This is a genomic window from Streptomyces sp. AM6-12 (assembly GCF_044327085.1).
Lineage (GTDB): Bacteria > Actinomycetota > Actinomycetes > Streptomycetales > Streptomycetaceae > Streptomyces.
In genome coordinates this window covers 2,120,217-2,135,336 of sequence record NZ_JBIQWN010000001.1, presented here as the reverse complement: position 1 = coordinate 2,135,336, position 15,120 = coordinate 2,120,217, and the positions used below count along the sequence as shown (strand labels likewise).

13 protein-coding genes and 1 pseudogene are annotated in these 15,120 nt (G+C 69.8%); 12 read left to right on the top strand and 2 right to left on the bottom strand.

All coding sequences use genetic code 11. The annotated features are described in order from the left end of the window. Positions 1–104: 104 nt before the first annotated feature. From ACE4Q9_RS09430 to ACE4Q9_RS09420, 3 genes are read left to right on the top strand one after another with little or no spacing between them, the layout of a single operon-like run. Positions 105–1,298 (top strand): tyrosine-type recombinase/integrase, encoded by a 1,194-nt coding sequence (locus ACE4Q9_RS09430; RefSeq protein ID WP_397983790.1) that lies wholly within the window; start codon positions 105–107, stop codon positions 1,296–1,298. Next, on the top strand, positions 1,295–3,901 hold the full coding sequence (locus ACE4Q9_RS09425; protein WP_397983789.1) for a tyrosine-type recombinase/integrase: 2,607 nt from the start codon (positions 1,295–1,297) through the stop codon (positions 3,899–3,901). The genes ACE4Q9_RS09430 and ACE4Q9_RS09425 overlap by 4 nt, the downstream gene beginning before the upstream one ends. Continuing rightward, positions 3,898–4,461 (top strand): DUF6262 family protein, encoded by a 564-nt coding sequence (locus ACE4Q9_RS09420; protein WP_397983788.1) that lies wholly within the window; start codon positions 3,898–3,900, stop codon positions 4,459–4,461. Before ACE4Q9_RS09425 ends, ACE4Q9_RS09420 begins: the two co-directional genes overlap by 4 nt. Here the strand turns inward: ACE4Q9_RS09420 and ACE4Q9_RS09415 are convergent. Next, the gene (locus ACE4Q9_RS09415) at positions 4,458–5,075 is read right to left on the bottom strand and encodes an HNH endonuclease (protein ID WP_397987165.1); all 618 of its coding nucleotides are present in this window, start codon (positions 5,073–5,075) and stop codon (positions 4,458–4,460) included. The two genes, ACE4Q9_RS09420 and ACE4Q9_RS09415, sit on opposite strands and share 4 nt — an antisense overlap. A gap of 354 nt (positions 5,076–5,429) precedes the next feature. Between ACE4Q9_RS09415 and ACE4Q9_RS09410 the strand changes: the two are divergent. The 4 genes and pseudogenes from ACE4Q9_RS09410 to ACE4Q9_RS09395 all read left to right on the top strand — a co-directional run. Then, positions 5,430–6,089, top strand: a pseudogene (locus ACE4Q9_RS09410) (ATP-binding protein); the annotation flags it as partial. Then, positions 6,086–7,261 (top strand): DNA-processing protein DprA, encoded by a 1,176-nt coding sequence (gene dprA / locus ACE4Q9_RS09405; protein ID WP_397983787.1) that lies wholly within the window; start codon positions 6,086–6,088, stop codon positions 7,259–7,261. The pseudogene ACE4Q9_RS09410 and the gene dprA, both read left to right, overlap by 4 nt. A 325-nt stretch (positions 7,262–7,586) precedes the next feature. After that, positions 7,587–8,429, top strand: coding sequence for an RNA polymerase sigma factor WhiG (gene whiG / locus ACE4Q9_RS09400; protein ID WP_397983786.1), 843 nt, complete (start codon positions 7,587–7,589; stop codon positions 8,427–8,429). 65 nt (positions 8,430–8,494) lie between these two features. Next, on the top strand, positions 8,495–9,049 hold the full coding sequence (locus tag ACE4Q9_RS09395; protein ID WP_397987164.1) for a TetR/AcrR family transcriptional regulator: 555 nt from the start codon (positions 8,495–8,497) through the stop codon (positions 9,047–9,049). A 19-nt stretch (positions 9,050–9,068) separates the two neighbouring features. Here ACE4Q9_RS09395 and ACE4Q9_RS09390 read toward each other — a convergent pair whose 3' ends face one another. Next, complete coding sequence (locus tag ACE4Q9_RS09390; RefSeq protein ID WP_397983785.1) at positions 9,069–9,638, bottom strand: peptidoglycan DD-metalloendopeptidase family protein; 570 nt, start codon at positions 9,636–9,638, stop codon at positions 9,069–9,071. A gap of 273 nt (positions 9,639–9,911) precedes the next feature. On the opposite strand from ACE4Q9_RS09390, the gene rpsB reads away from it, so the two are divergent. The 5 genes from rpsB (at position 9,912) to ACE4Q9_RS09365 (ending at position 14,954) form a co-directional block, all read left to right on the top strand. Then, a complete protein-coding gene (rpsB, locus tag ACE4Q9_RS09385; RefSeq protein WP_397983784.1) occupies positions 9,912–10,847 on the top strand; it encodes a 30S ribosomal protein S2 in 936 nt (311 codons plus the stop codon). A gap of 159 nt (positions 10,848–11,006) precedes the next feature. Continuing rightward, positions 11,007–11,843, top strand: a complete 837-nt coding sequence (gene tsf / locus ACE4Q9_RS09380) for a translation elongation factor Ts (RefSeq protein ID WP_397983783.1) — start codon at positions 11,007–11,009, stop codon at positions 11,841–11,843. Positions 11,844–12,047: 204 nt separating this feature from the next. Beyond that, entirely contained in the window at positions 12,048–12,806 is a 759-nt protein-coding gene (pyrH, locus tag ACE4Q9_RS09375) for a UMP kinase (protein WP_046421052.1), read from the top strand. A gap of 187 nt (positions 12,807–12,993) precedes the next feature. After that, a complete protein-coding gene (gene frr, locus ACE4Q9_RS09370) occupies positions 12,994–13,551 on the top strand; it encodes a ribosome recycling factor (RefSeq protein WP_397983782.1) in 558 nt (185 codons plus the stop codon). A 140-nt stretch (positions 13,552–13,691) separates the two neighbouring features. Next, positions 13,692–14,954 (top strand): phosphatidate cytidylyltransferase, encoded by a 1,263-nt coding sequence (locus tag ACE4Q9_RS09365; protein ID WP_397987163.1) that lies wholly within the window; start codon positions 13,692–13,694, stop codon positions 14,952–14,954. Positions 14,955–15,120: the final 166 nt, after the last annotated feature.

The following is a 15,120-nucleotide window of genomic DNA, read 5'->3' as shown; positions in this document are numbered from 1 at the left end:
GTCCGTGTCACCCGTTGAGGTGAAGGACGACCGCTTCACGTCAACCTTTAGCTACCGATCTGTTTCTCTTCGTGCCGTACGGGACGACTCGGAGGGAAGCCCTGGTGAGAAGCAATCTGGTGCTGGAGGACCTGCGTGTTCAGAAGGTCAGACGGGTTGACGGCAGCTGGTCGTTCTCGATTCTCTGGCCGGACTACACGCCCGACGAGGAAGCCGATAGCTATCTGCGTCTCTACGAGGGCTCGGGTTCGCAGGAGCCGTACGCGTACTACCTCGTCGATCACCTCCGGTGGCGTCTCCGCGAGAGTCTGACCACGGAGACGATCACGCTCCAGGACCTCCAGCGGTACCAGGGGGCGGTGGGGGCACAGGTGCCGATGCCGTACGGGCAGCCGTGGCGGTTGCCCCCGAAGCGTCCGTACGGCACCTCTGCCCTGTCGATCTCGGCGACGGTCCTGAAGAACTTCTACTTGCACCAGTGCGTGAAGCGGGGCATCAATCAGACCCTCCGTGAGGCTCTGGACGTCACGCGGCTGCCCACCACGGCGGACCGCCGGAGGGCCTTCCTGGGGCATGTGAAGACCTCGATGGCAGCGAATCCGTTGGCACCGGGGAAGGGCCCGGGGCGCCGGCATCCGAAGATGCTGCCCGACGGGGCCCGGCCGGACCTGCTGGCCTCGGTGAACACGGCCCGCGACGCGATGGTCGTGACCTGGCTCTCCGACTCGACCTTGAGGATCGGCGCCCTGACCGGCTTCCACCTGGTCGACCTGCACCTGCGGGAGGACGCGGCCTGCGGCGAGTGCAAAAGCCCGCACGTCCACGTCTGCCACCGCCACAACAACCCCAACCGGGCCAGGGCAAAGCGGAAGGAAGACTGGCGCCTGACCGACGGGGTGATCTGCGGCGGTGAGATTTACCGGGCGAGCCCGGCCATGGTCAGCTCCTACTTCAAGTACATGACCACCGAGTACGCAAAACACGCCGCAGGTCACGGCATGCTCCTCATCCAGCTGGCCGGCCCGGCCATCGGCGAACCGTGGACTGCGGACGCGGCCCGCGGAATGCTGCGGCGGGCGGGACGGCGGGCCAAACTGCCCGGCCGCATCAAGCCGCACGCGTTCCGGCACACGACCACGTCGAAGGTCCTGGAAGCGGCGAAAGGCGACCCGCTCGTGGCCAAGGCCGTCGGCAACTGGGCGTCAGCCGCTATGGTCGACGAGGTCTACGGCCACCCGGACCTGCACTCCCCGGAGTTCTCCGCGGCCCTGACCGAGGTCTGGGGGGACACCGAATGAGGACCACCACCCACTCAGTTCTCTCGCTGCTGGTCAACCAGCACGCGGCCACCCGCACGGTCGCCGACCGCCTGGAGATCCTCCACGCGCTCATCGCTGGCCCCTCCTTCGATCCCGTCTTCCGCGGGGATGTGCTCCAGATCCCCGGAGACCACCCCGCCTACGGATGGCGATGCAAGGTCGAGGACTGCCAGCGGAGCAAGGAAGGCAACTGGGACCTCTGCCACAGCCACCAGGACCAGTGGGCGGCCCACCGCGCGGACGGCTCCACCTACACCTCGTTCCTCGACATCGCCGAACCGCTCCAGACCCGGAGCTGGTCCGACCCCCGCCCCTGCCTGATCTGCCCGGACCTGCCGGCCGTCGGCCACATGGGGTTCTGCACCGTCCACGCGAAACGGTGGACCGGCTGGGAACGCTATGAACGCAAGAAGGGGCTGCAACCGCAGCTCGAGGACTGGCTGCCCCGCCAGAGATCGCTGCCCGGCATGGGCAAGTGCCGGGTGCTGGCCTGCAGTGAACTCGCCGATCCCCACCCGCTCCGCCTGTGTTCCCGGCACAGCACCCTCTACAACCGCCAGGGCCGGCCGGGCGACGCCCGGGTCCCGGACCGCCGGCACGGCTCGCTGCGTTCCGGCCCGCACGGCCACGGACCGATCACCTACGGCAACGAGGCGGCGTTCAACCAGTGGTGCCGGACCGCTCCGGCCATCGTCCGCATGACGGGCACCCTCTCCCTGCTCGGACTGCGGCCGCTGGTGAAGGCCGAGCTCCAGTGGATCTTGTCCCACCATTCCCAGACCGTGATCGAAGGCGCCTACTGGCCGCTGCGGTTCATCCAGAGCATCGCCCAGTACTGCCGTGACCACGATGCGAGTTCCCTAACTGATCTCGACCTCGACGGCCTCACGGACCACCACCAGAAGATCGTCAAGGCGATGCTCGGCGAACTGCGACTCGTCTACTTCACCCGCCAGGACACCAAGCAGTCCGGGTTCTTCGAGACCGCCCACTACGGCGTGATCTTCCCCAACTGCAGCAGTCACTTCGACCTGACCGGCATCTCCCAGACCTGGCTACGGGACATCCTCTGGGACTTCTACGACAACCTGATGCGAAACAAGCCGCCCCGTTCCCAGACCACCTTCAAGGCCATCCGCCGGGCCTGCACCGAACTCAGCGCCTACCTGAACGCGCAGGCACCGGCGGGCGGCAACGACCCCCGACGGCTGACCGAGCAGCACATGCTGGACTTCGTCGCGGACCAGCGCCATCGGGGCCGCAACGGACTGGAGCCCCTCGGCCTGCACACAGACCCCGGAGGCCGCGGCCGCACACAGCCCCGCGTGACCCCGGATGCGGTCGGCCGGATCTTCACAGGTGTCCGACGACTGCTCAGGTTCGGCATGGACGAGGGCCTCACCACCACCGCCGGCCTCGACCGCCGCTTCGTCACCGCCGTCCCGAACGGCGGAACCTCGCGCGGTGGCCGGCGCCAACCGTTCTCCGACGAGGTCGCCCGGGCACTCGCCACCGACGACAACCTCAAACTCCTCGACCAGCACGACGTCGAAGACCGCGGCCTGCGGGACATCTGGGAGGCCCTGGTCTTCACCGGCCGCCGCGCGAACGAGATCATCAAACTCCGGCTCGAGTGCCTCGGTCGGATCAACGGCCTGCCCGTGCTCTGGCACGACCAGACCAAAGTCGGGAATCTCGACGAGGGAATCCGCATCCCCGAACGGCTCGTCGACCGCCTTGAGGTCCGCCAGGCCAAAACCATCGAACGCTTCGTCGAACGGTTCGGGCGCAAGCCCACCCCGGAAGAGCGAACCCTCATCGCGCTCTTTCCCCGCCGCTCTACCAATCGCGCCGCCCTGCGGAGCGTCAGCTACGGCTTCTTCCAGACCGGCTTCTCCACCTGGGTCAACGAACTCGACATCCGAGGCGTCCCTCACCAGGCCCGCCACACCCTGGCCACCAAACTCCTCAAGGCCGGCGCGAACCTCTCCCACGTCAAGCGCTACCTCGGACAGGTCTCCGAGGCCATGGCTGAGCACTACGCGCACATCGCCAACACCGACCCCAGGCTGAACGAGGCCCTCAACACGCTGTGGGTCGCCGGGCCCGGAGCCGCCGAGCCAGGTCTCCTCCTGTCGTCGGGCGAACCCATGACCCGTGAACAGGCCGAGGCGCTGGCCATCGACCTCACACGCCGGTCCACCCCGGCCGAGGGCGGCTTCTGCACCTTCCAGCCCGTCGTCGACGGCAATGCCTGCCCCTGGAACATGGACTGCCACAACTGCGACAAGTTCGTCCTCTCCGGCGCTGACCTCGTTTACTGGCACCGCAAACGCGAGCAATGGCGCATGGTCGCCGAAGGGGCGCCCGACCCTGCCACCGCGGACTATCTCCACGACCTCTTCGAGCCCACCGCCCTCGCGATCAGCGGCCTGGAGAAGGCCCTGGCAGCCGTTGGTCTCCTCGACGAGGCCCTCGAGCTGGACCTGCGCCGACCTCAGGACTACTTCGGCCGGGTCTGGGCCACCGCGTTCCGAGCACAGGAACTCGCCCGTCTTCAAGACGCAGGAGATCCCGCATGAGGCCCTCGAACACTGCGGCTGCCATCGCCGCCCGCCGCACACAGACCAAAGAGAAGCTGGACCGCGTCACCACCGCAATCGGCCAGCTTCGCCGCGATCGCGGCCGCCTGACCGTCCGCGCCATCGCTGAACGCGCCGACGTGTCCTCCACGTTCCTCTACGAGAACACGGACGCTCGCGCACTCGTCCAAAACGCCGTCACCGACAGCCGCAGCCGACGTGTTGCCGCCGGCCAGGCCGAACACGAGCGCATCGAAGCAACCTGGCGCGAGCGGGCCCTGAACGCCGAAGCAGAACTCACCCGCACCCAGAAAGAGGTCCTGGTCCAGCGGCAACGGATCGGCGAGCTCATGGGACAGATCCGCGACTTCGACCAGATGGTCCCCGGCGAGTCCGTCCAGCACCTGATCAGCGAGAACACCACCCTCAAGCACCGAGTCCAGCAACTGACTCAAGAGCACCGCAAGCTCCAGGAACGACTCGAAGGCGCACGCTCCAACCTCCGATTCTCAGACAAGCGCATCGCCGCCCTAGAAGCCGAGCTGCTGGAAACCCGCTAAACCGCGCTCGCGGGATCCCCGTCCGTACCGGATACGCGCGCGTATTCGGCAGCGACCTTCGGTGACGCCAGGACGCCATGAAGGACACGGTCGGGGATCCACTGATCGAGCAGCGTGTTGTATTTGCTCAGGTTGCAGGCTTCGCACGCCGGGACGAGGTTCGATTCGTGCTCCCACCCACCCTTGCTGAGCGGGCGGACATGGTCCACATGCTCAGCCGCAGCATCGCAGTAGACACACGGGCCCGAGGCGAGGATCGCCGCATACTCCGCGGCGGGGACTGGCCCGTCAACCTGCGCGGCCTGCTTCAGTGCGCGGCGACGGTTCTGGGCAGACCTCAGCCGAGCAGCCCGATGCTCCCGCGGAAGGTCGTTCCAGTAACAGACACCGCAGCGGCGATCGCGGCTGCGGAAGGAGCGGCCGCAGGTGACACACTCGCGCGCTACTGCCTGGCAGATCCCGCAAAGTGCCGTCAGGCCCTTGAAGGGGCGTTCACACTCGGCGCAGTGGCGCTTCTCAGCCCGGCAGGTCTGGCATCGGTGGCTCGTCCCCTTGAACAGGGTCCCGCACTCGGCACAAGCCTTCTGGCCGCCCCAGCAGCTAGAGCACCGCATCGAGTTGCCCAAGAAGGGCCGTTTGCACTCGCTGCACGTCCGGTTCTTGCGGCGACACAGGTCGCATTTCAAGCCCCGGCCACGGAACGCTCGACTGCATGACGCGCAGATTCTGTCCGTGGTCTGACACGGAGCACAGCGCAGATGGGTGCCTCGAAAGACCCGACCACACTTCACACACTCGCGATCCTTGGAGGTTGCCTGGCCCATCACTGCCCCTGCGATCACTGGTAGTTGTCACGAGACCAACAAGACTTGCATCAGGCACTGACAATTCCGATGAACAAGGACGAGCGGGCTCCCTTCAGACATGACCGCGAAGCATCAATGCAGGTCAATCCCGATACGGTCGCTCAGGGAGTCGCTAAAGACGACGAGGCCCCCGAGTTCCACAGCCAGACCCTGGACGCCCTGCGGCAGCCCCTGGAGGCCGGGCATGTCGTGATCGCGCGCAGCGCGGGAGTGGTCCGCTTTCCGGCACGCTTCCTGATGGTGCTGGCGGCCAACCCCTGCCCCTGCGGCCGCTTCTCCCAGCGCGACGCCCTGTGCGAGTGCCCGCCCTCGGCGATCCGCCGCTACCAGGCCCGGCTCTCCGGCCCGCTCCTGGACCGGGTGGACCTGCGCGTCGAGGTCGATGCGGTCACCCGCGCCCAGCTCACCGCGCCGGGCGCTCGGGGAGAGTCCACGGCGACCGTCGCGGACCGGGTCCGGAGCGCCAGGCAGCGTACGGCCGCCCGCCTCGCCGGGACTCCCTGGCGCACCAACAGCGAGGTGCCCGGCAGGGAGCTGCGCAGCCGGTTCCAGTCCGTCCCCGGCGCGATGGACGAGGCCGAGCGCAACCTGGAGCGTGGCGTGCTCACCGCCCGCGGCATCGACCGGGTGCTGCGCGTCGCCTGGACGGTCGCCGACCTCGTCGGACACGACCGCCCGGACGCGAGCGATGTCGCCCTCGCCCTGCACCTGCGCACCGGCGTCCCGCGCGGGGTCCCGATGACCATCGGCGCGCTGACATGAGCGAAGGAGAGGAGAACCCGCCCCGGAAGCTGGACGAGGAAACCCTCGGCCGTGTCTTCCTCGGGCGGGTGATCGAGCCGGGGGATGAGGTCGGGGGGCGGTGGGTGAGGGAGTTCGGGGTGGGGGAGGTGGTGCGGCGGATCAAGGCGGGGGGTGAGCCGTTGCCGGGGGTCGGCAAGGTGCGGTGGGCCGGGCTCCTGGCGCGGGCCGCGCGCGCCGAGCCGGAGCGGGACCTCCTCCGGGCGCGGGCGGTGGGCGCCCGGTTCGTCGCGCCGGGCACCCCCGAGTGGCCGGGACAACTGGACGACCTCGCCGACGCCCGCCCCCTCGGGCTCTGGGTCCGCGGCCGCCCCAGCCTGCGCATGTGGGCCCTGCGCTCCGTCGCCGTGGTCGGCGCCCGCGCCTGCACCGAGTACGGCACCCATGTCGCCGCGACCCTCGCCGCCGGCCTCGCCGAGCGCGGCTGGGTCGTCGTCTCCGGCGGCGCCTACGGCATCGACGCCGCCGCCCACCGCGGCGCCCTCGCCGCCGGCGGAGCCACCGTCGCCGTCCTGGCCAGCGGCGTCGACCGGCCCTACCCCCGCGGCCACACCACCCTGATCGAGCGGATCGCCGGGCAGGGCCTAGTGATCGGCGAGCTGCCGCCGGGCGACCACCCGACCCCGAGCCGCTTCATCCTGCGCAACCGGGTCATCGCCGCCCTGACCAGGGGCACCGTCGTCATGGAGGCCGCCTGCCGCAGCGGCTCGCTCGCCACCGCGCGGGCCGCGCAGCGCCTGGGCAGACACACCATGGGCGTGCCGGGCCCGGTCACCAGCGCCCTCAGCGCCGGGGTGCACGAGCTGCTGCGCGGCGAGGCCACCCTCGTCACGGACGCCGCCGAGGTGGCCGAACTCGTCGGCGACATGGGCGACCTGGCCCCGCCGCGCACCGGCCCGGTGCTGCCCCGCGACCTGCTGACCCCGGCCGCGAGAACCGTCCTCGCCGCGCTGCCCGGCGACCGCGCGGCCCCCGCCGGGGAACTCGCGGCGGCCGCCAGCACCACCCCGGACGAGGCGATCGCGAGACTGTACGAACTCCGAGCACTTGGATACGTCGAACGACACGGCGATGGCTGGAAGTTGACACGCCAGGCGGTGATCTCGGCCCGGACGGGGCGCCCCCCATGCTGACCGAGTGTGTTCGGCCGTCCGGGGGAACACCCGACGCCCTTGGAGTTTCCCGGAGTTGGCACCCATCGGCCATCACACAGAGCGAGCTGCGGAAGGTGATGCCGAAGGGGCCTTTGGGACCCGCGCACGGGTGGTGCCTCGTCGTTCGCACACCGCGACTCCTCAGTCACGCTACGCTCACGAAGACGTCCGCACAGACCACGCCAACTCGACATCAGACCGACACCTCACCCAGGCGGCCCCTTTCGGCCCACCACCTTTTTGCACCGCACTCACAGTCACGGCACTTGACGGCACTTCACGGCAGAACGGCACAAGGCGACGAATGCCCCAGCACACCTCCGGGTCCGACCGGGCGGCGATCCCCCCAGCCGCCCGCGACGGTGGCAGCGTGCGGCCGCCCGCTCCCTCGACGCTCGACGAGCTGTGGCGGTCGTACAAGGCGACGGGGGACGAGCGGCTGCGGGAGCAGCTGATCCTGCACTACTCGCCGCTCGTGAAATACGTGGCGGGCCGGGTGAGCGTCGGCCTGCCGCCCAACGTGGAGCAGGCCGACTTCGTCTCCTCCGGGGTGTTCGGGCTGATCGACGCGATCGAGAAGTTCGACATCGACCGGGAGATCAAGTTCGAGACGTACGCGATCACCCGGATCCGCGGCGCCATGATCGACGAGCTACGGGCGCTGGACTGGATCCCGCGCTCGGTGCGGCAGAAGGCGCGCAATGTCGAGCGCGCCTACGCCACCCTGGAGGCCCGGCTGCGGCGCACCCCGAGCGAGAGCGAGGTGGCCGCGGAGCTGGGCATGGAGGTGGACGAACTGCACGCCGTCTTCAGCCAGTTGTCGCTCGCCAACGTGGTCGCCCTGGAGGAGCTGCTGCACGTCGGCGGCGACGGCGGGGACCGGCTCAGCCTGATGGACACGCTGGAGGACACCGCCGCGGACAACCCCGTGGAGGTGGCCGAGGACCGGGAGCTGCGCAGATTCCTCGCGCGGGCCATCAACACGCTGCCCGAGCGGGAGAAGACGGTCGTCACGCTCTACTACTACGAGGGCCTCACGCTCGCCGAGATCGGCAATGTGCTCGGAGTCACCGAGAGCCGGGTCAGCCAGATCCACACCAAATCGGTGCTCCAGCTGCGGGCCAAGCTGGCGAGCTTCGGGCGCTGAGCGGACACCGCCGGACGCGGGCGCGTCCTAAAGTGGTCGACGTGCCAAGGATTCGAGCGGCCTCCGTGGCCGAGCACCGGTCGATGCAGCGAGCCGCCCTGCTGGACGCGGCTCGTTCCCTGCTGTCCGAGGGCGGGACGGAGGCGCTGACCTTCCCCGCGCTGGCCGAGCGCACGGGCCTCGCGCGGTCCTCCGTGTACGAGTACTTCCGCTCGCGGGCGGCCGTGGTCGAGGAGCTGTGCGAGGCCGACTTCCCGCTGTGGGCGGCGGAGGTGGCCGCGGCCATGGAGCACGCGGACTCGCCGGAGGGGAAGGTCGAGGCGTACGTCCGCCGGCAGCTGGCCCTCGTCGGGGACCGCCGGCACCGGGCGGTCGTGGCGATCTCCGCGAGCGAGCTGGACGCCGGGGCGCGGGAGAAGATCAGGGCGGCGCACGGCGAGCTGGTCGCGATGATCGTCGAGGCGCTGGGGGAGCTGGGGCAGGAGCAGCCGCGGCTGGCGGCGATGCTGCTCCAGGGCGTCGTGGACGCGGCGGTACGGCGGATCGAGCTCGGCGCGGAGGACCCGGCGGCGGTGACCGACGCGGCAGTCAGGATGGCGCTGCGGGGCGTGCGGGGCTGAGCCCCGCCGGGGACCGCGCTCAGCCCGTGAGCACCGGCAGCAGTCGCGACGGCCCCCTGTCCAGCAGCCACGGCGGCAGCAGGGCCAACGGGTTCAGATAGGTCCCGCCCCGCAGCAGACCCCAGTGGACACAGGCCTGCGCACCGCAGTGCGCTCCCGCCGCCTCCACCACCCCGACCGCGTCCCCCGCCCCCACGTCCGCCCCCTCCGGCACCGAGGGGTGCACCGGCTCGTACGTCGTCCGCAGCCCCGTCCCCCTCAGCTCCACCGTCACCACTCCCCGCCCGGCCACCCGGCCCGCGAAGGACACCCGGCCCGCCGCCACCGCCCGTACCGGGCTTCCTGGGGCGGCCGCCAGGTCCACGCCGCGGTGGCCGGGGCCGTACGGCGTCGCCGGCGGCTGCCAGCCGCGCAGGACCACGGGCCGCACCCCCACCGGCCAGCCCCGCGCGATGGCCGGCACCCCGGCCGGAGCCCCCGCCGGGGGCGTTGGCGGCGGCTGCGCCCAGGCCCGGCGCCCGCACAGGATCAGCGCCAGGGCCGTCACCAGAACCACCGTCCCCGCCCCGCACCACACAAGTCGTCGCATGCCCCCACCGTCCCGCACCCCACCGCCGGGGCCTCCTCACCTGTGGACCACTCCCCGGTTGTGGACAACCGCGTCACCTGGTGGCCCGGCGGTCCCGTACACTTCTTCTGGCGATCCGGGTCACCGGGTCGACTTCGCACGCCCCGGTACGGCATCCGGAAACGGTTCCTGCCAAGCGCCTCTCGGTCCTTCGCGGCACGGCGCACGCGGGCGTCAGGCGCGACCGCCGTCCGGCGGACGCGGCACAACCGAGAAACTCAAGGAGATACGGCCATGGCCGTCGTCACGATGCGGGAGCTGCTGGAGAGCGGCGTCCACTTCGGTCACCAGACCCGTCGCTGGAACCCGAAGATGAAGCGCTTCATCTTCACCGAGCGCAACGGCATCTACATCATCGACCTGCTCCAGTCGCTGTCGTACATCGACCGCGCCTACGAGTTCGTCAAGGAGACCGTCGCCCACGGCGGCACGGTCATGTTCGTCGGCACGAAGAAGCAGGCGCAGGAGGCCATCGCCGAGCAGGCCACCCGCGTCGGCATGCCCTTCGTCAACCAGCGCTGGCTGGGCGGCATGCTCACCAACTTCTCGACCGTCTACAAGCGTCTGCAGCGCCTCAAGGAGCTCGAGCAGATCGACTTCGAGGACGTCGCGTCCTCCGGTCTGACCAAGAAGGAGCTGCTGGTCCTCTCCCGCGAGAAGGCCAAGCTGGAGAAGACCCTCGGCGGTATCCGCGAGATGCAGAAGGTGCCCAGCGCCGTCTGGATCGTGGACACCAAGAAGGAGCACATCGCCGTTGGTGAGGCCCGGAAGCTGAACATCCCGGTCGTCGCGATCCTCGACACCAACTGCGACCCCGACGAGGTCGACTACAAGATCCCGGGCAACGACGACGCGATCCGCTCCGTCACCCTGCTCACCCGCGTGATCGCCGACGCCGTCGCCGAGGGCCTCATCTCCCGCTCTCGCGTCGCCACCGGTGACAAGGGCGAGAAGGCCGCCGGCGAGCCGCTCGCCGAGTGGGAGCGCGACCTGCTCGAGGGTGAGAAGAAGGACGAGGCTCCGGCCGCCGAGGCCACCGCCGCCGAGGCCACCGAGGCTCCGGCCGCCGAGGCCACCGCCGCCGAGGCCACCGAGGCTCCGGCCACCGAGGCGCCCGCCGCCGAGGCCGCTCCGGCCGAGGAGAAGGCCGCCGAGGGCGAGCAGGCCTGATCCGCCGCGTCAGCGTTTGACAGCGGGGGCGGCGACATCAACTCCGCCCCCGCTGTTCACCCATAGGTCGGTACGACGTATGCGCTCCGCGGCTACATGTGGATCGCAAACCGTGCGGATCTGAAGATCTCCCAGACTTCGAGAAAGACTCACTGACTCATGGCGAACTACACCGCCGCCGACGTCAAGAAGCTCCGTGAGCTCACGGGCGCCGGCATGATGGACTGCAAGAAGGCGCTGGACGAGGCCGAGGGCAACGTCGACAAGGCCGTCGAGGCGCTGCGCATCAAGGGCCAGAAGGGCGTCGCCAAGCGCGAGGGCCGCTCCGCCGAGAACGGCGCCGTGGTCTCCATCATCGCCGATGACAACTCCTCCGGCGTCCTGGTCGAGCTGAAGTGCGAGACGGACTTCGTCGCCAAGGGTGACAAGTTCCAGGCCGTGGCCAAGACCATCGCCGAGCACGTCGCCAAGACCTCCCCGGCCGACATCGAGGCCCTGCTCGCCTCCGAGATCGAGCCCGGCAAGACCGTCCAGGCGTTCGTGGACGAGGCCAACGCCAACCTCGGCGAGAAGATCGTCCTGGACCGCTTCGCGCAGTTCTCCGACGGCTACGTCACCGCGTACATGCACCGCACCATGCCCGACCTGCCCCCGCAGATCGGTGTCCTGGTCGAGCTGGACAAGCCGAACGCCGAGGTCGCCAAGGGCATCGCCCAGCACATCGCCGCGTTCGCGCCGAAGTACCTGGCCAAGGAGGACGTCCCGGCCGAGGTCGTCGAGTCCGAGCGCCGCATCGCCGAGGAGACGACCCGCGCCGAGGGCAAGCCCGAGGCCGCGATCGCCAAGATCGTCGAGGGTCGCGTCAACGGCTTCTTCAAGGACGCCACCCTGCTGGGCCAGCCGTACGCGCTGGACAACAAGAAGTCGGTCCAGAAGGTGCTGGACGAGGCCGGTGTCACCCTGAAGCGCTTCACGCGCATCAAGGTCGGCATCTGAGTCCGTACCGCGATCGACGCGCGACCCGCGGAGAAATCCCGATAGGGTCGACAGCAGTCGTCCGCGACCACCGCCACACGCGAGTGCGGGGCGGACGGCAGCAGATCTGACGAGGAGGCCATTGCCGCGTATGGGAGCGAAATGCGACCCCACCGGCAATGGCCTTCTTCGTATGTGCAACACGTGAAAGAGGCGGGATCTCCCATGACCGACAAGGCCCAGAAAAGCGACGACGGCAAAGTACGCGGCCGGTTTCTGCTGAAGCTGTCCGGAGAGGCGTTCTCCGGAGGCGGCGGCCTGGGCGTCGACCCGGACGTGGTGCACAAGATCGCCCGCGAGATCGCGGCCGTCGTACGGGACGGAGCGCAGGTCGCGGTCGTCATCGGCGGCGGCAACTTCTTCCGCGGCGCCGAACTCCAGCAGCGCGGCATGGACCGCGCCCGCTCCGACTACATGGGCATGCTCGGCACCGTGATGAACTGCCTCGCCCTCCAGGACTTCCTGGAGAAGGAGGGCATCGACAGCCGGGTGCAGACGGCCATCACCATGGGCCAGGTCGCCGAGCCGTACATCCCGCTGCGCGCCGTGCGCCACCTGGAGAAGGGCCGCGTGGTCATCTTCGGCGCCGGTATGGGCATGCCCTACTTCTCCACCGACACCACCGCCGCCCAGCGCGCCCTGGAGATCGACGCCGAGGCGCTGCTCATGGGCAAGAACGGTGTGGACGGGGTCTACGACTCCGACCCCAAGACCAACCCCGACGCCGTCAAGTTCGACGCCCTCGGCTACGGCGAGGTCATCACCCGGGACCTGAAGGTCGCCGACGCCACCGCGATCACGCTGTGCCGCGACAACAAGCTCCCGATCCTCGTCTTCGAGCTTCTCGCGGAGGGCAATATCGCCCGTGCCGTCAAGGGTGAGAAGATCGGCACGCTGGTGGGTGACCACGGCAGCCGGAACTGACCGGCACGCCCCCGTCGCCCCCTGGGGTACGACACCTGTCCGAGGGACGGACGTCACGCGCCTCGGCCGGGGGATGGACAATGTCCTGCCGGTCGGGAACCGTGCAGGAAGAAGACGCGACGCAGCCGGCCGCCGGACCACCGAGGAACCGCAGCCGGGCCTTACTCAAGACACGCAGGAGCAAGTGGTGATCGAAGAGACCCTCCTCGAAGCCGAGGAGAAGATGGAGAAGGCCGTCGTGGTCGCCAAGGAGGACTTCGCCGCGATCCGCACCGGCCGTGCGCACCCGGCGATGTTCAACAAGATCGTGGCCGACTACTACGGCGCCCTGACGCCGATCAACCAGCTGGCCTCGTTCTCCGTGCCGGAGCCGCGGATGGCGGTCGTCACACCGTTCGACAAGAGCGCGCTGCGCAACATCGAGCAGGCGATCCGCGACTCCGACCTGGGCGTCAACCCCAGCAATGACGGCAACATCATCCGGGTGGTGTTCCCCGAGCTGACCGAGGAGCGCCGCCGCGACTACATCAAGGTCGCCAGGGGCAAGGCCGAGGACGCCAAGGTCTCCATCCGTTCCGTGCGCCGCAAGGCCAAGGACGCCATCGACAAGATGATCAAGGATGGCGAGATCGGCGAGGACGAGGGCCGCCGTGCGGAGAAGGAGCTGGACGACCTGACGGCGAAGTACGTCGCCCAGGTGGACGAGCTCCTCAAGCACAAGGAATCGGAGCTGCTCGAAGTCTGATGAGCGACTCTTCCTGGGGGGCGCCGCCACCGGCGGGGCGGACCGGCTACTGGGGGCCCACCGAGGGTGGGCCCGTCCAGGGCGAGGCCGCCCCGGCGGGTCCCGCGTACGATGCGCCCGAGGCGCAGCAGACGCGCCCCATGCCCATCGTGCCCGACGTACCCGTGTATGGCGGAGACCAGGACGACACCCGGGGGGCTGCTCGGCTGAGCGGCCCCTTGTTCCGGGACGAGCCCCAGCCGCAGTACGGGTCACCACCGCAGTCCGGGTCACCGGCGCAGTACGGCGGCCAGCCCCCTTACGGGACGCAGCCGCCGCCCGAGCGGCAGCCCGGATACGGCACCCCGAACCCGCCCGGGGACGCGGTGCCGTACGACCCTTACGGGACGCGGTCGCCGGCCGGGACGCCGCCGTCGTACGAGCAGCCGGCCCGGCAGCCGTACGCGCCCCAGCCGCAGCAGGGACAGCAGCAGCCCTACGGGGCACAGCCGCAGCCCCCGTACGGGACGCCCCAGCCGACGCCGAGCCCGAGCCAGAATCCGGAGCCCATGCCCGACGCCCCGCAGCCGACGCCGGCGCCGCAGAAGAAAAGCGCGGGCCGCGACCTCGGCGCGGCCATAGGCGTCGGCGTGGGACTCGGCGTGGTGATCATCGCGTCGCTGTTCATCGTCAAGGCCGTGTTCGTCGGCGTGATCGCGGTCGCCGTCGTCGTCGGCCTGTGGGAGCTGACCAGCAGGCTCCAGGAGCGCAAGGAGATCAAGGCGCCGCTCGTACCGCTCGCGGTCGGCGGCGCCGCGATGGTGGTCGCCGGCTATGTGCGCGGTGCCGAGGGCGCGTGGGTCGCCATGGCCCTCACCGCTCTCGCGGTGCTGGTCTGGCGGATGACGGAACCCCCGGAGGGCTACCTCAAGGACGTCACGGCCGCTGTCTTCGCGGCGTTCTACGTGCCCTTCCTGGCCACCTTCGTCGCCCTGATGCTGACCGCGGCCGACGGCCCCTGGCGGGTCCTGACCTTCCTGCTGCTCACCGTCGTCAGCGACACCGGCGCCTATGCCGTCGGCTGGCGCTTCGGCAAGCACAAGCTCGCCCCGCGGATCAGCCCCGGCAAGACCCGCGAGGGCCTGCTCGGCGCGGTGTCCTTCTCGATGGTCGCGGGCGCGCTGTGCATGCAGTTCCTGATCGACGGCGGCCACTGGTGGCAGGGCCTGCTGCTGGGCCTCGCGGTCGCGGCCAGCGCCACCCTGGGCGACCTCGGCGAATCCATGATCAAGCGCGATCTGGGCATCAAGGACATGGGCACCCTGCTGCCGGGCCACGGCGGCATCATGGACCGCCTGGACTCCCTGCTGCCGACGGCGCCGGTGGTCTGGCTCCTGCTGGTGGTCTTCGTCGGCTCCGCCTGACGAAACCTCCTGCCGCGCGTCGTCGCGGCCGTACGGGCCCCCACCCTGGGAACAGGGCGGGGGCCCGTCGTCGTACGACCGCCCGCTCGTCCGGCCCCTCGCCGGCGCCGCTTTGCTCCGACGGGCGGGCGATCACGTTTGGCCACACGATGGTGACAAAGAACGA

Coding starts and splice junctions, on each gene's coding strand:
- ACE4Q9_RS09420 (WP_397983788.1), top strand. CDS start 3,898: ATGAGGCCCTCGAACACTGCGGCTGCCATCGCCGCCCGCCGCACACAG.
- tsf (WP_397983783.1), top strand. CDS start 11,007: ATGGCGAACTACACCGCCGCCGACGTCAAGAAGCTCCGTGAGCTCACG.
- whiG (WP_397983786.1), top strand. CDS start 7,587: ATGCCCCAGCACACCTCCGGGTCCGACCGGGCGGCGATCCCCCCAGCC.
- ACE4Q9_RS09390 (WP_397983785.1), bottom strand. CDS start 9,638: ATGCGACGACTTGTGTGGTGCGGGGCGGGGACGGTGGTTCTGGTGACG.
- rpsB (WP_397983784.1), top strand. CDS start 9,912: ATGGCCGTCGTCACGATGCGGGAGCTGCTGGAGAGCGGCGTCCACTTC.
- ACE4Q9_RS09425 (WP_397983789.1), top strand. CDS start 1,295: ATGAGGACCACCACCCACTCAGTTCTCTCGCTGCTGGTCAACCAGCAC.
- ACE4Q9_RS09365 (WP_397987163.1), top strand. CDS start 13,692: ATGCCCATCGTGCCCGACGTACCCGTGTATGGCGGAGACCAGGACGAC.
- pyrH (WP_046421052.1), top strand. CDS start 12,048: ATGACCGACAAGGCCCAGAAAAGCGACGACGGCAAAGTACGCGGCCGG.
- ACE4Q9_RS09415 (WP_397987165.1), bottom strand. CDS start 5,075: ATGCGGTGCTCTAGCTGCTGGGGCGGCCAGAAGGCTTGTGCCGAGTGC.
- dprA (WP_397983787.1), top strand. CDS start 6,086: ATGAGCGAAGGAGAGGAGAACCCGCCCCGGAAGCTGGACGAGGAAACC.